Origin of the sequence: Paraburkholderia sp. CNPSo 3076, from assembly GCF_026343935.1 — a bacterium.
Classification (GTDB): Bacteria; Pseudomonadota; Gammaproteobacteria; order Burkholderiales; family Burkholderiaceae; genus Paraburkholderia; species Paraburkholderia nodosa.
Map to the genome: position 1 here is coordinate 143,476 of NZ_JAPMAL010000012.1, position 15,695 is coordinate 159,170.

The 15,695-nt window shown below is 64.5% G+C and carries 17 protein-coding genes; 7 read left to right on the plus strand and 10 right to left on the minus strand.

Annotation, left to right across the window (positions count from 1 at the left end; genetic code table 11):
• The first annotated feature begins 5 nt into the window (after nt 1-5).
• A complete protein-coding gene (locus tag M3A49_RS15815; RefSeq protein ID WP_266229475.1) occupies nt 6-1,808 on the plus strand; it encodes a chloride channel protein in 1,803 nt (600 codons plus the stop codon).
• A 17-nt stretch (nt 1,809-1,825) separates the two neighbouring features.
• Here the strand turns inward: M3A49_RS15815 and M3A49_RS15820 are convergent, their stop codons facing one another.
• From M3A49_RS15820 to M3A49_RS15835, 4 genes are all read right to left on the minus strand, one after another.
• Nucleotides 1,826-2,233 carry a DUF2000 domain-containing protein gene (locus tag M3A49_RS15820; RefSeq protein WP_266229476.1) on the minus strand — a complete coding sequence of 136 codons (408 nt, stop codon included), beginning with the start codon at nt 2,231-2,233 and terminating at the stop codon, nt 1,826-1,828.
• 94 nt (nt 2,234-2,327) lie between these two features.
• Nucleotides 2,328-3,185: a sigma-70 family RNA polymerase sigma factor gene (locus M3A49_RS15825; protein WP_266229477.1), complete on the minus strand. Its 858-nt coding sequence runs from the start codon at nt 3,183-3,185 to the stop codon at nt 2,328-2,330.
• On the minus strand, nt 3,182-3,658 hold the full coding sequence (locus tag M3A49_RS15830) for a carboxymuconolactone decarboxylase family protein (RefSeq protein ID WP_266229479.1): 477 nt from the start codon (nt 3,656-3,658) through the stop codon (nt 3,182-3,184). The genes M3A49_RS15825 and M3A49_RS15830 overlap by 4 nt, the downstream gene beginning before the upstream one ends.
• A 142-nt stretch (nt 3,659-3,800) precedes the next feature.
• Nucleotides 3,801-4,571 carry an alpha/beta hydrolase gene (locus M3A49_RS15835; protein WP_254356270.1) on the minus strand — a complete coding sequence of 257 codons (771 nt, stop codon included), beginning with the start codon at nt 4,569-4,571 and terminating at the stop codon, nt 3,801-3,803.
• A 179-nt stretch (nt 4,572-4,750) separates the two neighbouring features.
• Here M3A49_RS15835 and M3A49_RS15840 point away from each other — a divergent pair, with 179 nt between their 5' ends.
• Complete coding sequence (locus M3A49_RS15840) at nt 4,751-5,362, plus strand: TetR/AcrR family transcriptional regulator (RefSeq protein WP_266229481.1); 612 nt, start codon at nt 4,751-4,753, stop codon at nt 5,360-5,362.
• On the opposite strand, the gene M3A49_RS15845 is transcribed toward M3A49_RS15840, so the two are convergent.
• Entirely contained in the window at nt 5,347-6,123 is a 777-nt protein-coding gene (locus tag M3A49_RS15845) for an SDR family NAD(P)-dependent oxidoreductase (RefSeq protein ID WP_266229482.1), read from the minus strand. The two genes, M3A49_RS15840 and M3A49_RS15845, sit on opposite strands and share 16 nt — an antisense overlap.
• A 189-nt stretch (nt 6,124-6,312) precedes the next feature.
• Between M3A49_RS15845 and M3A49_RS15850 the strand changes: the two genes are divergently transcribed.
• Nucleotides 6,313-7,212, plus strand: coding sequence for a LysR family transcriptional regulator (locus M3A49_RS15850; protein ID WP_266229483.1), 900 nt, complete (start codon nt 6,313-6,315; stop codon nt 7,210-7,212).
• 60 nt (nt 7,213-7,272) lie between these two features.
• Here M3A49_RS15850 and M3A49_RS15855 read toward each other — a convergent pair whose 3' ends face one another.
• The 4 genes from M3A49_RS15855 to M3A49_RS15870 all read right to left on the minus strand — a co-directional run bounded on the left by M3A49_RS15855 (nt 7,273) and on the right by M3A49_RS15870 (nt 9,427).
• On the minus strand, nt 7,273-7,905 hold the full coding sequence (locus M3A49_RS15855; RefSeq protein ID WP_266229484.1) for a LysE family translocator: 633 nt from the start codon (nt 7,903-7,905) through the stop codon (nt 7,273-7,275).
• 28 nt (nt 7,906-7,933) lie between these two features.
• Entirely contained in the window at nt 7,934-8,335 is a 402-nt protein-coding gene (locus M3A49_RS15860) for an MBL fold metallo-hydrolase (protein ID WP_266229485.1), read from the minus strand.
• A gap of 212 nt (nt 8,336-8,547) precedes the next feature.
• Nucleotides 8,548-9,021 carry a glutathione binding-like protein gene (locus M3A49_RS15865; RefSeq protein WP_266229487.1) on the minus strand — a complete coding sequence of 158 codons (474 nt, stop codon included), beginning with the start codon at nt 9,019-9,021 and terminating at the stop codon, nt 8,548-8,550.
• Between the two features lie 67 nt (nt 9,022-9,088).
• Entirely contained in the window at nt 9,089-9,427 is a 339-nt protein-coding gene (locus M3A49_RS15870; RefSeq protein ID WP_266229488.1) for a muconolactone Delta-isomerase family protein, read from the minus strand.
• Nucleotides 9,428-9,598: 171 nt separating this feature from the next.
• Between M3A49_RS15870 and M3A49_RS15875 the strand changes: the two genes are divergently transcribed.
• Complete coding sequence (locus M3A49_RS15875; RefSeq protein WP_266229490.1) at nt 9,599-10,567, plus strand: LysR family transcriptional regulator; 969 nt, start codon at nt 9,599-9,601, stop codon at nt 10,565-10,567.
• Nucleotides 10,568-10,717: 150 nt separating this feature from the next.
• A complete protein-coding gene (locus M3A49_RS15880) occupies nt 10,718-11,737 on the plus strand; it encodes an alcohol dehydrogenase (RefSeq protein ID WP_266229491.1) in 1,020 nt (339 codons plus the stop codon).
• Between the two features lie 54 nt (nt 11,738-11,791).
• Here the strand turns inward: M3A49_RS15880 and M3A49_RS15885 are convergent, their stop codons facing one another.
• On the minus strand, nt 11,792-13,558 hold the full coding sequence (locus M3A49_RS15885) for a SulP family inorganic anion transporter (RefSeq protein ID WP_266229492.1): 1,767 nt from the start codon (nt 13,556-13,558) through the stop codon (nt 11,792-11,794).
• A gap of 408 nt (nt 13,559-13,966) precedes the next feature.
• Between M3A49_RS15885 and M3A49_RS15890 the strand changes: the two genes are divergently transcribed.
• Both M3A49_RS15890 and M3A49_RS15895 read left to right on the plus strand, forming a co-directional pair.
• The gene (locus M3A49_RS15890; RefSeq protein WP_266229493.1) at nt 13,967-14,551 is read left to right on the plus strand and encodes an ANTAR domain-containing response regulator; all 585 of its coding nucleotides are present in this window, start codon (nt 13,967-13,969) and stop codon (nt 14,549-14,551) included.
• Between the two features lie 20 nt (nt 14,552-14,571).
• Nucleotides 14,572-15,693, plus strand: coding sequence for a CmpA/NrtA family ABC transporter substrate-binding protein (locus M3A49_RS15895; protein WP_266229494.1), 1,122 nt, complete (start codon nt 14,572-14,574; stop codon nt 15,691-15,693).
• Nucleotides 15,694-15,695: the final 2 nt, after the last annotated feature.

Below are 15,695 nucleotides of genomic sequence, written 5' to 3' on the forward strand. Positions count from 1 at the left end.
AGTCCATGCATTCCGACGATTCCCACAAGCGCGACTTTTCGGCGAACGCACGCCTGCCCGGCATCAGCGTGCTGGCCGCCGTGATCGGCGCACTGGCCACGCTCGCGGCGTTCGTGCTGCTGAGCCTGATCCACTGGTTCACGAACCTGTTCTTCTTCGGCCAGTTCTCGTTCGCCGACCGCTCGCCGGCGCTCAACACGCTGGGACCATGGGTCATCGTCGTGCCTGTGATCGGCGGGCTGATCGTCGGGATGATGGCGCGCTTCGGTTCCGAGAAAATTCGCGGCCACGGCATTCCCGAAGCCATCGAAGCCATTCTGTTTGGCAAGAGCAAGATGTCGCCGAAGGTGGCCGTGCTCAAGCCGATTTCGTCGGGCATCGTGATCGGCAGCGGCGGCCCGTTCGGCGCGGAAGGTCCGATCATCATGACGGGCGGCGCGCTCGGCTCGCTGCTCGCGCAGTGCGTGCGCGTGACCTCCGCAGAGCGCAAGACGCTGCTCGTGGCGGGCGCGGCCGCGGGTATGACCGCCGTGTTCGGCACGCCGGTCGCAGCCGTGCTGCTCGCCGTGGAACTGCTGCTGTTCGAATGGCGCCCGCGCAGCTTCCTGCCCGTGGCGCTGGCGTGCGCGGTGGCCGGCTTCGCACGCTCCGTGTTCTTCGGCACGGCGCCGCTCTTCCCCATGCAGACCCTGCCGCCGCACGCGGTGGCGCTGTTTTCGTGCATCATCGCCGGGCTGCTGGCGGGCGCGCTCGCGTCGGGGCTGTCGGCGGCGCTCTACAAGGTCGAGGACCTGTTCGGCCATCTGCCGCTGCACTGGTCGTGGTGGCCGGCCATCGGCGGGCTCGTGGTGGGCATCGGCGGCTTCATCGAGCCGCGCGCGCTCGGCGTGGGCTACGACGTGATTGGCGATCTGCTGCATCAGCACATCATTCTTCAGGTCGCCATTGCGATTCTGGTGGTGAAAGCCGTGATCTGGGTCGTGGCGCTCGGCTCCGGCACCTCCGGCGGCGTGCTCGCGCCGCTGCTCATGCTCGGCGCGGGGCTCGGCTCGGTGCTCAGCCACGTGCTGCCCGGCACCGACCCGGCGCTGTGGCCGCTCGTGTGCATGGCGGCGACGCTCGGCGCCACGCTCGGCGCGCCGCTCACGGCCATCGTGTTCGCATTCGGCCTCACCCACGACACCAATGCGCTGCTGCCGCTGCTCACGGCCACGCTGGTCGCGCACGGCTTCGCGACGGTCGTCATGAAGCGCTCGATCATGACCGAGAAGATCGCGCGCCGCGGTTATCACATCTATCGCGAGTACGGCGTCGATCCGCTCGAACGCCATTACGTTGATGAAGTGATGACCCGCACCGTCGATACGATCGACGCGAACGTCACCGTGCGCGAAGCCCTCGACCGCTATTTCGGTTCGACGCAGCAGCGCCGCGCCTTCCCGGTGCTGCGCGACGGCGCCGTGCTCGGCGTGGTGGATCGCGCGATGCTCGACGCCGTGCGCGCGAGCGCCGCGATCGAGGAACTCGACACGCCGCTCGGCTCGTTGCTCGCGCAACGTTCCCCCGACATGGCGCTGCCCGCGGAGACCTGCCGCCAGGTTGCCACGCGCCTCGCGATTCATGGGCTCGAACGCCTGCCCGTGGTGGCCGACCGCGAATCGCGGCAGCTCGTGGGCATCGTCTCGCGCAGCGACCTCGTCAAGCTCTCGCTCTCGCACTTCGAGGAAGAGCACAAGAAGGAGCGCTTCCGCCGCATTCCCATGGGCAACAGCAAGCGGCGCTTTCCGCCGGTGCGCAAGGCTGGGTGAGGCAGACGCGCGCGCGTCTACTGATGCAGCACCAACCCCTTCACGGCCTTGTCCACCGCGTTTTTCGGACCGTATAGCGCGATTCCCACCAGATCGGGATTCTCCGGGTCCTCGGCGCGAAAGACCTCGCGGTTCGCCGCGTCGTGGCCCGTCGAAAACATGGCGTGCACATACGGCACGATCGTGAGTTCGCGCGACACGCCGCGCCGCAGCGCCGCCTGCAGCCCCCCCACGTCCGCACCATAGATCATCATCGGCTGGCCCAGCATCCTGCCGTAACGTTGCCCGCGCGCGTCTTCGTAGGGCTCGCCAAGCGCTTCGGGCACTGCCGCCGCAATGCCCGTGGCGAGAAACGCGGTCACATTGAGCTTCTGCCAGACCGCGAGGTTTTCCCGCACGACCAGCGCGACTTTCGTATCGAACATGCTGCCTCCTTTTTCGAGGCAGTCATGATCCGCGAGACGCGGCGGCGAGTCTGGAACGTTTGTGCACGGCGGCGGCGCCCGCAAAGCGCGCGTCTCAGTGCAGATGCCGCAGCTTGTCCGGATTGCGCATCACGTAGATGGCCGTGACCTTGCCGCCTTCGATCTCGAGCGCGGTGGTCTGCAACTCGCCATCGGCCTCGCGCGTGACAAAGCCGGGCAGTCCGTTGATGAAACCCGCGCGCACGAACGTCGAGCCATTCTTGCGAAACAGGTCGGCTAGCTGCGCGTGCAGCTTCATCACACTCTCGAAGCCGAACACCGGGTGGCCGAGCGCCGGGCGCTTGCCGCCGCCGTCCGCATGCAGGCTCACGTCGTCGGCGAGCATGGCGCCCAGCGCGCTCATGTCGCCGCTGCGCGACGCCGCGAAGAACGCCTGCGCCAGTTCGAGCCCGCGCGCTTTCTCCACATGAAAACGCGGGCGCGCTTCTCTCACGTGAGCGCGGGCGCGCGCCGCGAGCTGGCGGCATGCGGCGCTCTCGCGCCCGATCGTGGCCGCGACTTCGTCGAACTCGAGCCCGAACACGTCGTGCAGCAGGAACGCCGCGCGCTCCAGCGGCGAAAGGCGCTCGAGCGCGAGCATGAGCGGCAGCGTGACGTCCTCCTGCTCGTCCTCTTCGACGACCGGGTCGGGCAGCCACGGACCGACATACGTTTCGCGCTGATGCCGCGCCGACTTGAGCTGGTCAAGACACATGCGCATCACCATGCGGCGCAGGAAGGCCTCGGGCACGCGCACCTCGTCGCGCTCCACGTCCGCCCAGCGGATGAACGCATCCTGCACGATGTCCTCGGCGTCGGCGACCGAGCCGAGCATGCGGTACGCCACGCGGATCAGCTTGCGCCGCAGCGGATCGAAACTCGCTACGGCGTCCCTCAGGCCCGGGTCCGTCATGCGGCGACCATCTTTTTGGCCATGGCCTTCGCCGCCGCCGGATCGACCCACAGGCCGAAGCCGACCGCAAGGCGGTTCCAGCCGTTGATCACATTGATCATCAGCGTGAGCTTCACCTGCTCCTCCTCGGTAAAGTGGCCGGCGAGCGCCGCGCGCGCCTCTTCCAGCGCATGACCTTCGCAAAGGCGCGTGAGGGCCTCGGTCCAGCCGAGCGCCGCGCGTTCGCGGTCGGTGTAGCACGGCGCATCTTTCCACGCGGATAGCAGGTAGAGACGCTGTTCGGTCTCGCCTTCCTCGCGTGCGTGGGCGGTATGCATGTTAAGACAATTCGCGCAGCCGTTGATTTGCGACGCGCGCACCTCCACCAGCGCAATGAGGCTCGGCTCGAGGCTCCCGGACACGGCGAGCGAAGTGCCCATCCAGGACTTCATCACGGTCGGGGCGGCGGCGAACAGGTCGAGCTTGGCAGTCATGGTTTCATCTCCTTTCGGTTGGGTTGCCATGACATGACGAGACAGCCTGGGCCGCGTGTGACATTGGGGCGAAAAAAGTTTCGGCGCGGCAATTGTGCCGCCTCGACCGGGAGCGCGGCCGGAGGCGGCGAATCACGCTGCATCACTCTTTGCCGGACTGCGCCGCGGCTTGCTCGATGACCCTGGCCACTTCCGCCGGATGCGACATGTAGACCACATGGCTCGAGTTGATCTCGACCGTCTTGCTGCCCGCACGCTGGGTCATGAAGCGTTCCAGATCGGGATTGATCGCGCGGTCCGCCGTCGCCACGACGGCCCAGCTCGGCTTCGTTCTCCAGGCGGCGTGCGCGATCGGAACGCCGAACGATTGTGCGGCGGGCGTCACCTGCGAGATGGCCATGAAGCGGGCCTCGGTGGCGGGCAGGTCGGCGGCGAAATCCGCGTGGAAATTCGCCGGGTCGATATACAGGTGGCCGTCGGCAGTGGCCTTGATCGCCTGGGTGGCCGGCGGCGTCTTCTTCGTCAGTTCGAGCGGCGATTCTCCCGTATCCGGCTGGAACGCGGCCACGTAGACGAGACCTGCGACCTTGTCGTCGTTGCCGGCCTCGGTCACGACCGCGCCGCCGTAGCTATGGCCGACGAGGATGCTCGGGCCGTCCTGGGCATCGACGACACGGGTCGTCGCCTTCACGTCGTCGTCGAACGACGTTTCCGGCTCCTGCACCACGGAGACCTTGTAGCCGTCGCGCGTGAGGATCTTCGACACGGCCTGCCAGCCCGAGCCGTCGGCGAAGTAGCCGTGCACGAGCACGATGTTCCTGACCGGCGCGGCCGTGGCGGCCTGCGCGCCGAGCGCGGCGGCGGAAAGGGCAACAGCGGCGGCGATGCGGGTTACGTATGAGGAAATCTTCATTTTGATGCTCCGGGGAGTGAAGTGATTTGAGAACTCGACAGGGCATTGCCTGTTCGATGTAGCCATCCTACTAGTAGGATGGCAGAAAGGCAAGAAAATTGTTGGAGTGGCTTGGGGTGGCAATTGGTCCCCGCTCCGCGTAAGCTATCGGTAATTCAACCGACTAGATGGTAGGTAAAATGACAGTAAGTGGAGAACTGACGGCCGACAGGATCATTGCGGCGGGACGGCAACTCATCATGCGGCGCGGCTACAACGGGTTTAGTTATGCCGACATCGCGGATGCGATCGACATTCGCAAGGCCAGCATTCACCACCATTTCCCCGCCAAGACAGATCTCGTCGTCGCCGTGCTGAACGAGTGGCAGGAAGCGCTCGACGCCGATGTGGCGGCGCTGGAGGCGAGCGGCGCTGACGCCATCGCACAGCTGCGCGCCTACATCGGCCATTGGGAGCGCTGCATTGCGGACGACACGGCTCCGTTCTGTGTCGCGGGCATGCTGGGCGCCGAGCTCCCTTCGCTGCCCGACGAAGTGGCTCAAGGGGTGAAGACGTTCTTCGATCACCTGACTTCGTGGCTTGAACGGGTGCTCGAAGCCGGCGTGAACGGCGATCTCCTCAAACTGGATTCGTCGGTTCACGCCGAAGCGGCCACGCTCGTCTCGCTGGTCTACGGCGCCATGCTCGCCGCGCGGGCGTATGCGAACGTCGAGCTGTTCAAGCAGGTAACCGAGGGCGCGGTCGAAAGACTGGTGAAGCCTCGCAAACGCACGCGTCAGGCGATCGAGTAGCCGCCGTCGGCGACCAGAGCGTGGCCCGAAACGTAGCTCGAGTCGTCGGACGCGAGGAACGCCACGATCGTCGCCATCTCCTGCGCCGAGCCCCAGCGGCCGGCCGGCGTGCCGGCGGCGAACTGCTGCTGCACTTCGGCCGATGGCCAGATGCCGCGATGATGGAACGGCGTCTCGATCAACCCCGGGCATAGTGCGTTCACGCGGACGCCTTTGCGGAACCATTCGATCGACGCCGTTTTGGTCATGCCGACTACCGCGTGCTTGCTGGCGATATACACCGACGCGTTCCCGAAGCCGATCAGCCCGCCCATTGAGGCGTTGTTGATGATGCTGCCCGAGCCTTGCTCGAGCATGACCCGCGCTTCGTATTTCATCGAGTTCAGCACGCCGCGCACGTTCAGCTCGAAGACCATGTCGAACCTTTCGGAGTCCTGTTCGATGAGCGGTGCAAATACGCCCTCGGTTCCCGCATTGTTGAAGGCGATGTCAAGGCGCCCATAGGTCTGCACCGTGCAGTCGACGAGGTGCTTGATGTCGGCTTCTTTCGAAACGTCCGCCACGAAGGCCGACGCTTCGCCACCCTCGGCCGAAATTTGCTGCACGAGCTGGTCGAGTTCGTCCTTGCGGCGAGCCGCCACGACGACCTTTACGCCGCGGCGGGCGAGTTCGACAGCCGAAGCGCGGCCGATACCTGAGCTTGCGCCGGTCACGAGCGCAATCTTGCCTTCGAGCTGCCGTTGTGTATTGGTCATGTTCATGATGTCGTCCTTTGTTCCAGTGGATATTGCGCAGGGTCTGGCGCGCTGTTCACGGCTACCTTGCCTCACGCCTGGAACGAAGTATGGACAGCCGGCGCTCGAATATGAATGGAATAATCGCGCATTCACAATTCCTCATTTGGGAATTTTCCACCACAATGGCTCATCACTCTCAGTGCAGGAACAATCATGCTCAATCGCCTTGATCTCCTGAGGATCTTCCTGGCCGCCTCGTCATGTACGAGCTTTCGCGAAGCCGCCGCGCGACTTGGCGTTTCGCCGCAAGTGGTCACGCGCGCGGTGCGTGAGCTGGAGGAGCAACTGAGAGAAACCCTGTTCCATCGGAATACGCGACGCGTGCAGATCACGACGTTCGGCCAGTCGTTCGCCGCCCATGCTCAGGCTGCGCTCACGGGCGTCGACAGTCTGTTCGGCCAGGCAAGCATGAGTGACGACGCAATGGGCGTTGTGCGCATTACCGCGCCGTCAGCCCTGGGTCGCTACTACGTGCAGCCGATCCTGATGGAATTGATGGCCCGTCATCCCGGTCTGATTGCCGACCTCAGACTCTCGGACGCCCCCTCGGCCGTCGTGGACGAGCAGATCGACGTAGGCGTGCGCGTGGGCGCAATTGGCGACAACCGGTTTGTCGCGCGTGCTATCGGTCCACTACCGGTATGGACAGTCGCCTCACCGGCATTGATCCAGAGAGTAGGAGAACCACGGAACCTGAAGGACCTCGAAGCGCTGCCTGTTACGTGCCTGATCGACTCCGCAAGCGGTCGTCCGTGGCCATGGATGTTCCGCGGAGAACGTCACTTCCAGCCTGCTGCGCCCGCATTCGTAACCAATGACACTTCTGTGGAAGTCGAAGCGGCGTGCGCGGGAATTGGCTTCAGCCAATGTACCGAATATCTGATTCGGCCTTACGTTCAGCGAGGTCAACTCGTCCGGCTTCTACCCCGCTTCGATCCCGAGCCCTGGAAGCTATACGTTTACCGTCCCCAACGCGGCCCGGTATCGAGGCGAATTCGTGTCGTATTCGACGAGCTGGTCGCCAGACTTGCCGTGGCAACGTTGCGTGAGTAGCTGGCGCGCGCCCTGAAGAACGAACGTCAGCTCAACACGAAAGCGAATACTGAAACCAGGCTAGACACGCGTCGCCAGGAGTCTGATCCCGGCGATCCCGAATACGACGGCCAGGCATCCTTCCAGCGCGCGACGGGTCCGCACGTACATCCTGCGAGCCGAATCCGTCGAAAAGAGGACGGCATAACCGCCGAACACCAGGCATCCGATGGCCGCACAGCCGGCGATTACCGCACTATGGGCAGATCCCGTGCCGTTCGACGACAGGGCGACGATGGAAACCCACACGAGGATCGCTTTTGGATTGGTGAGATGGAGCATCGCGCCGCGGAGGTAGATACTCGTCGATGTCGGTGCTCGCTCCACCTGCAGTACGGAGGCGGCGGCTGTCGAAAGCGCGTTGCGTCCGGATTTGAAGGCGAGCCACAAGAGATACAGACCACCAAAGATCTTGATTGCGATGATGAACTGGGACCAGGCGATCAGGGCAGCCGACACGCCTAGCGTGGCCACCGTCGCCCAAAACATCGATCCCGAGATGACACCGAGTGCGAACATCATCGCCGCTTTACGGCCGTGACTGGCCGCGATGGACAAGATTGCAAGGTTGCTCGGCCCGGGACTCGCGGTGCCGACGAAATACGCTGCATAGGCAAGCAGCAGGTTGGTCGAGAAGAAGGCGTTTCCAGTCATGATAGGAAGAGGCCGAATAGATCGTTAGTCAAAGAACGAAGCGCTTGCCCACCGCCGACGATACGACTCGATCCTTGGACCGTGTCGCCAGTGCGCCGATTGCCCGCCAGCCGGTGCAATGCGCGGGGGCGATCAGTGCAAGGTTGAACGGTTCCAGCGCTTCGACAGTGTCCGGAATCATGCTTTCCGTTGCACCTGACAAATGGAAGCCGCCCAGCACCCCGTAGATCGGCACGTCGGGGAAGCGATTGCCCGCATGAGTCAATACGTTGATGAGACCTGCGTGTGAACAGGCTGTAAACACGAATAAACCCTTGTTAGCGATATGCACGGCAACATATCGTTCATCCACGAGCGTTTCGTCCAATTCCCATTCACCATCAGGGCCAAGCCTGTGCTGGCCGGGCATGCCGCGCTCGAAGCTTGTCACGCGCGGAATTTCCCCGCTGACGTAGAACGACTTCGAGAGAACCGACTGTTCAACTCTCGTAATAACGAGTTCTGCACCGTACCGGCAAGCACCTGCTGGCCTGGAATGTCCTCCATCGGCATCATGCGGCCCTGTGGATTCCTGACCGCTCGCGATGCGAACATCTCTGGATGCTCGATTGACTCAATCATCTCTTCACTCCTTAGTACTGGTCAGTCCCGCAGCAAACCTTCCGCCAGCAGTGCTGCCCTGACGTGCGGGCGACCCACCGCACGTTGCTGAAACGCGGTGATCGCGGGCAGCCGCGATAAATCCATGCCAACGTGCCTTGCCCAGTTTGTCACGGTGAAAAGATAGGCGTCGGCTACCGAGAACTGCGCTCCCAGCAACCATGGCTGGTGCGTCAGGGATCGCTCCACCAAAGGATAGGATTTGAAGAGCACTTCCCGCTTTTCGCTGCGGATCAGGCCGGGCGTCGCGGGATTGAAGAGCGGGGCGTAACTCGTGTGCAAATCAGAATTAATGAAGCCAGCGTTTCCCTTTGGATTGATGGTGAGAAAGTCGATTCCGCCTTGTGTGCGCTTCGACCCCATGTCCACCTTTTCGAGTTCAATCGCGATATCCGCTTCGCGTGCAACGATATGCGACGCAAGCGAGCATGCTCCCGGCGAGTAATAAAGCTTCATGTTCGATCCCGACAACGAGTTTATTCATCAACCAACGGCGCTGCAGCCCGGCACGCTCCAGCGCTTGCTACTGGGGGGAAGGCGGATTCAAGAGCTTGCTCAACGGCTTCAGCGGGCCTATTGGGAGGAGCGAGAATGTCATCAAGTGCGCTTTCCCCAAGGGCAGCGCCTCGAGCATTTCATGCGCTTGATTGACGTCCGTCACGTTCAGGATGAACACCACCCCAGTCCGGTCTTGCAGTGAATACCACTGGTCAATCTTGCCCTCGAGGTAGAACTGCGCCGTCTCGCGCACTTCGGTCGGAAGAATGCGTTGGACAACTTGCATGTCCGTGCCCGGCGGAAAAGTGCCAATCGCCAGAATCTTCGTGGTTGGCGTGGCAGGCATAGGCGTGGTTTGCGACATGGAAACTCCAGCAAAAGCGACCAGCACAGCGGCTATGGTCAAATTAAGGAGAAGGCATTTCATTCAGCGTCCCGTTACCGTGGTGTCAGCCGCTGATGCTCCGGCCCAATGGCTGGTGCCAAGGTATCATCGCTATTCGCAAGCGGCTATTCATCACATTGTTGACGGGCCATGAAGCAGAACTTCACAGTCAGGCAGGGCGCGCTGGACGGCGTGGAGGTGTTCCTGCGCGTTGCCCAGCATCGCAGTTTTCGCAAGGCGGCCGCGGAGCTCGGTGTGACGCCCTCGGCTATCAGTCAGACGGTGCGTGTACTCGAAGCGCGCATTGGCGCGGCGCTCTTCATCCGCAACTCGCGAAGTGTCGGCTTGACCGAAGCCGGCGAAAAGTTTTTCGCGCGCGCCAAGCCCGCCTTCGAGGAACTGGTCGCCGCCAGTGAGGTGGCGCGCGGACTCGGCCAGCGACCGGCTGGATTGCTGCGTCTCTCGGCGCCGCGCGCGGTGATCCCCACTCTGCTGGAACTGGTCACATCGTTCTGCCGGGCTTATCCCGAGGTCGAGGTGGAGCTTGCTGCGAGCAAGGAGGTGACCGACCTTGCTGCCGAAGGATTCGACGCCGCCGTCCGGCAGGGGCATCTCGTTGCTCCCGATATGGTCGCGGTGCCAATGACGCCGACATTCCGTCTCATCGTCGTCGGCAGCCCTGTCTACTTCGCCGGGTTCAGTCCACCCACCCACCCGAACGACCTGCGCCAGCATGCCTGCTTGCGATGGCGGCGGTCCAACGGCGCGCTCGCCCTATGGTCGTTCGACGACGACAACCAGCCGATCGAGATCGCCGTATCCGGCCCCCTCATTGCCAGTGACTTTCCCACCGTCCTTGGCGCTGCGTTAGAAGGCCTGGGCCTGGCCCAGGTACCCGAGCCTCTGGCCGCTGGCGGATTGAGATCGGGAGAACTGATCGAGGTGCTAGAGGCCTACGCGCCGGTGAGGCCGGGGATGTTTCTCTGCTATCCGGGCCGCCGGCAGGTCATGCCGAAACTGCGCGCATTCATCGATCATATGAAGAGCCGCACGGCGGCCGATGGAAAGGTCCGCGTACAAGCTGACGCGAAACGCGCGGGGACGCGAAACGAAGGCTGATTGCGTAAGGCATTCACTAGTGCCCAACGCTAACAAACATCTCCCACGCCGCGCAGCGCGATGCGCCTGCAGCATCGTCCTACAATGACGCAGTAGCCACACGTCGCCACGACATCATCGGCGGAAACCTCACTTTCCCAGGAGCAGACGATGCCAAAGATGCACGTAGTGCAGGTAGCAAACCCGGGCGCCCCTCTCGAACTGGTCGAGCGCGATATTCCCGAGCCGCCCGAGGGACACGTCCTCGTCAAGGTGCAGGCCTGCGGGATCTGCCATAGCGATTCGCTCACGAAGGAAGGCCAGTGGCCCGGCCTGGAGTTTCCTCGCGTGCCCGGCCACGAGATCGCAGGCGTGATCGAAAAGCTCGGTGCGCGCGTCGACGAATGGAAGGTCGGGCAGCGCGTCGGCGTGGGCTGGCACGGCGGCCACTGCGGCCATTGCGAACACTGCCGCCACGGCGACTTCGTGCTCTGCAAGAACGGCCAGATTCCCGGCATCAGCTACGACGGCGGCTACGCCGACTACATGGTGGCGCCGCAGGAAGCGCTCGCACGCATGCCCGACGACCTCTCCGACGTCGACGCCGCGCCGCTCCTGTGCGCCGGCATCACCACCTTCAACGCGCTGCGCCACAGCGGCGCACGCGCGGGCGATGTCGTGGCGATTCTCGGCATTGGCGGTCTCGGCCATCTCGGCGTGCAGTACGCCCGCAAAATGGGCTTCGTCACCGTGGCCATCGCGCGCGGGCAGGACAAGGCGCCGCTCGCGAAGCAGCTCGGCGCGCATCACTATATCGACAGTTCCTCGCAGGACGTCGCGCAAGCCCTGCTCGCGCTGGGCGGCGCGCGCGTGATCCTCGCCACGGCCACGAGCGGCAAGGCCATGAGCGCTGCGCTGGGCGGGCTCGGCCTGAACGGCAAGCTGATCATGATCGGCGTGTCGCAGGAGCCCGTGGAAGTGCCGATCACGCAGTTCATCATGGGTCGCCACTCGGTGCAGGGCTGGCCCTCGGGCACCGCCGCCGATTCTCAGGATACCCTGGCATTCAGCGCACTCTCGGGCGTGAAGCCGATGATCGAGGAATATCCGCTGTCGCGCGCGGCGGAAGCCTATGAGCGGATGATGAGCGGCAAGGCGCGCTTTCGCGTGGTGCTCAAGCCCGGCGCCTGAGTGGCATCGAGGCGAAGGGCGGTGCTGCGAGGCCGGCACCGCATCGACTTTGCACTACCGTCCCGCTTGAGGCCCGGCTTCGTCCTTCGCGAGGCCGGCTTCGTCGACATAGCGATCGACAGCGCTGCTTACGGTAGGATCGAAGCAGTCCGGGCCGATGTCATCGAGCAAATCGAAGCGCTTGAGCTTGTCGCGCACCGGGTCCTTCATCTCCGCGAAATGCAGCGCGATGCCGCGCTCGCGCAACGCATGGGTCAGTTCGCGCAGCATGTCGGCGGACGTGACGTCCACACTCGTCACGGGCTCCGCCGCCACCACGACCCGCCGCACCGGCGTGGGCGACGCTTCCACCGCTTCCATCAGGCGCTGCTGGAACAACTCGGCATTCGCGAAGAACAACGGCGCGTCCCAGCGAAACAGCACGAGTCCCGGCATACGCACCGCTTCGGGATAGCGCTCGATGTCGTGATAGCCGCGCACCCCCTCCACGCGGCCGAGCACCGCGAAATGCGGCCGCCAGCCGTCCCAGAGGAATTCGATCACGGCGATCAGGACGGCGAGGCCAATGCCGGGAATCGCCCCGAAAACCGCGACTGCCACGAAGCAACCGATCGATAGCCAGAACTCCCACTGCTGAATCCGGTAGATGCGTTTGAGATCCGCGATTTCGAACAGTCCGAGCGCGGCGGCGATCACCACGGCGGCGAGCGCGCTATTGGGCAAATAGCGCAACAGATTGGGCGCGACCATGAGCAGCGCCGCCACGGCGAGCGCACCCACTACGCCGGTTAGCTGCGTGCGGGCGCCCGCGGCTTCGGCAACCGGTGTGCGCGAGGCGCTGCTGCTGATCGGGAAGCCCTGGAACAAGCCGGCCGCGAAGTTCGCTACGCCAAGGCCCACCATCTCCTGGTTCGGGTCGACGCGCGCATGAAAGCGCGCCGCATAGGTGCGCGAGAGCACGCTCGTATCGGCGAAGGCGATCAACGCGACGGCCGCGCCGCCCAGGACGATCTTGACCAGGTCCGCGTTGGCGACCCACGGCAGCGAGAGTCCAGGCAAGCCCTGGGGAATCGTGCCCAGCACTTTCACGCCCATGGCGTCGAGATGGAAGAGACTGACCGAGAGCGTGGCCACGATCACAGCGATCAGGATGCCGGGCACCTTGTCGAAGCGCTTGAGCACGAGGATCAGCACGAGGCTTCCCGCGCCCACGGCAAAGCTGTACCAGTTCGCCTCGCCGCGCGCGAGCGCCTGGGCGAGGCTGAGCAGGTCTCTCATCGGGCCCTGCTCGTCGATGGAGACGGCGAAGAGCTTCGGCAACTGGCTGATGAGCACGGCGAGCGCAATGCCGTTCATGTAGCCGTATCGAATGGGCTTGGACAGCAGTTCCGTGATGAAGCCGAGGCGCAACAGCCCCATGACGACGCAGACGAGCCCGGAAACGATCGCCATCATGCTCGCCACGCCAATGGCGCGTGCGGGGTCGCCCCCTGCGACCTGCACCACCACGGCGAGTATGGGCGCGGCAAGGGCGGAGTCGGGGCCGAGCACGAGAATGCGGCTGGGCCCGAAAATGGCATAGGCCAGCAGCGGAATGATCGTGGCATAGAGACCGTAGACACCGGGCACACCGGACGCCGCCGCGTAGGCAATGCCGACCGGCACGAGCATGGTGGTCAGCACCAGTCCTGCAGCGAGATCGCTGAGCAACCAGGTGCGTTGATAAGTCTTGAACAACGTGACGCCGGGCAACCAGCGCAGCCAGGGCTGACTTGCGGTTGCACTGGCGGGCTGTGCGTGGGGGGAGGCAGGTCTTTCCATTTCCATTGGCCGGTTACTTGTCGTGAGAATGCTGGCGCTGGGAATCGTGGAGCCGACGGCGTGCGCTAAAAAGCATAGTTGAAATAGGCGTGTCACAAAAGCCGCGCTCCGCTGTCTTGACTTCGGGATCATGGGCGCGGATTCAGGCCGTCCTGCCGCACTTTTTCGGGCATCGCCCGCCACCGCTGCGCCAACCGGGTGCGCCGCATCGACCCCCGCACTGCTGCGGTGCACAACTCGTTGCGCGCCGCGTTTCCGCACGGCGCGTCCAAAACCCCATCCGGCACGGCTTTGCGGCCAAGGGACAGACTGGCACGCACCTTGCTGAATCCTCATGCGCGCCCAGCGATGGCGCGCAATGCACCGATTAACCGTCGAGGACGTCATGCCGACGACCACCGAATCCCCATGCTGCGCGTACTGCTCGTAACCGACACTGACAAGCCTATCGGCGACCTGCGCGACGCGCTCGCCAAGCTCGGCTACGACATGCTCGCCGAGCCCGCGACGCCGCAGGCGCTGCATCGCGTCGTCGAGCGTGAACGGCCCGACGTCATCATCATCGATACCGAGTCGCCCTCGCGCGACACGCTCGAACAGCTCGCGGTGATGAACGCCACCGCGCCGCGCCCGGTGCTGATGTTCAGCCACGACGCCAACCAGCAACTGATCCGCTCGGCCGTGAACGCGGGTGTGACCGCCTATCTCGTGGAAGGGCTCGCGAGCGAGCGCCTCGCGCCGATCCTCGAAGTCGCGCTCGCGCGCTTCGCACAGGAAGCCCAGTTGCGCGAGCGTCTCACGCAGGCCGAAAACGAACTGGCCGAGCGCAAGCTGATCGACCGCGCGAAGCGCATCCTGATGGAGCAACAGAAGCTGACCGAGCCCGCCGCCTACGCGGCGCTGCGCAAGCGCGCGATGAACCAGAGCGTGAAGCTCGCCGAAGTCGCCCGCCAGATCGTCGCGCTTGCGCAAGCCCAGCAACGACCCGATTGAGCAGGAACGAAGCGCCGCCCATGAACGCCACCCCCCCCCTCGCCGCGCCCGAGAAGACCCATCTGAAGATCGGCTTCGTGCCGCTCGCCGACGCCGCGCCGCTCGTCGCCGCGAAGCTGCTGGAGTTCGGCCACGCGCACGGTCTCACGCTCGAACTCTCGCGCCAGCCCTCGTGGGCCGCGCTGCGCGACAAGCTGCTGTCCGGCGAACTCGACGCCGCGCATTCGCTTTACGGGCTCGTGTATGGCGTGCAGCTCGGCCTGGGCGGCCCGCAGACCGACATGGCCGTGCTGATGGTGCTCAACCGCAACGGCCAGGCAATATCGCTCTCGAACCGTCTCGCGAATGCGCTCGCCGAACACGGCTCGCTGCCGCGCGCGCTCGCGACGCTGGCGCGCAAGCCCGTGTTCGCGCAGACCTTCCCCACCGGCACACACGCGATGTGGCTGTACTACTGGCTCGCTTCGCAGGGTGTGCATCCGCTGCGCGACATCGAGAGCGTGGTGATACCGCCGCCGCAGATGGTGGCCGCGCTCGCCGAAGATCGCCTCGACGGCCTGTGCGTGGGCGAGCCGTGGCCAGGGCTTGCGCAGCAGCGCGGCGTGGGACGCACGATCATCGCGAGCGGGGCGATCTGGCCGGATCATCCCGAGAAGGTGCTCGCCTGCCGGCGCGATTTTGTGGAACACAATCCGAACACGGCGCGCGCGCTCGTGCAGACGATGCTCGAAGCGTGCCGTTGGCTGGACGGCGAAGGCAATCGGCGCGAGATTGCGCAGTGGCTCGCGCGCCCGGAGATGCTGGGTGTAGACGCCGCGCTGATCGCCGCGCGGCTCGAAGCGGACGCGGCATCACGCACGCCGGGCATGAAGTTCTTCGAGGAAGGCCGCGTCAACTATCCGCACGAATCCGAAGGCGTGTGGTTTCTGACCCAGTTCGAACGATGGGGCATGCTTGCGCGCCGAAGCGACTACGGCGAGATCGCGCGCGGCTTGAACCAGACGGCGCTGTACGGGCAAGCGGCGGCGGCGATGGGAATCGCGCTGCCGGCCGGGACGGCCACCGCGCCGTTCGTCGATGGACGCGTTTGGGATGGAGAAGACGCGGTGGGGTATGTGGAGGGGTTCGGCATCAAGGCGTAAGC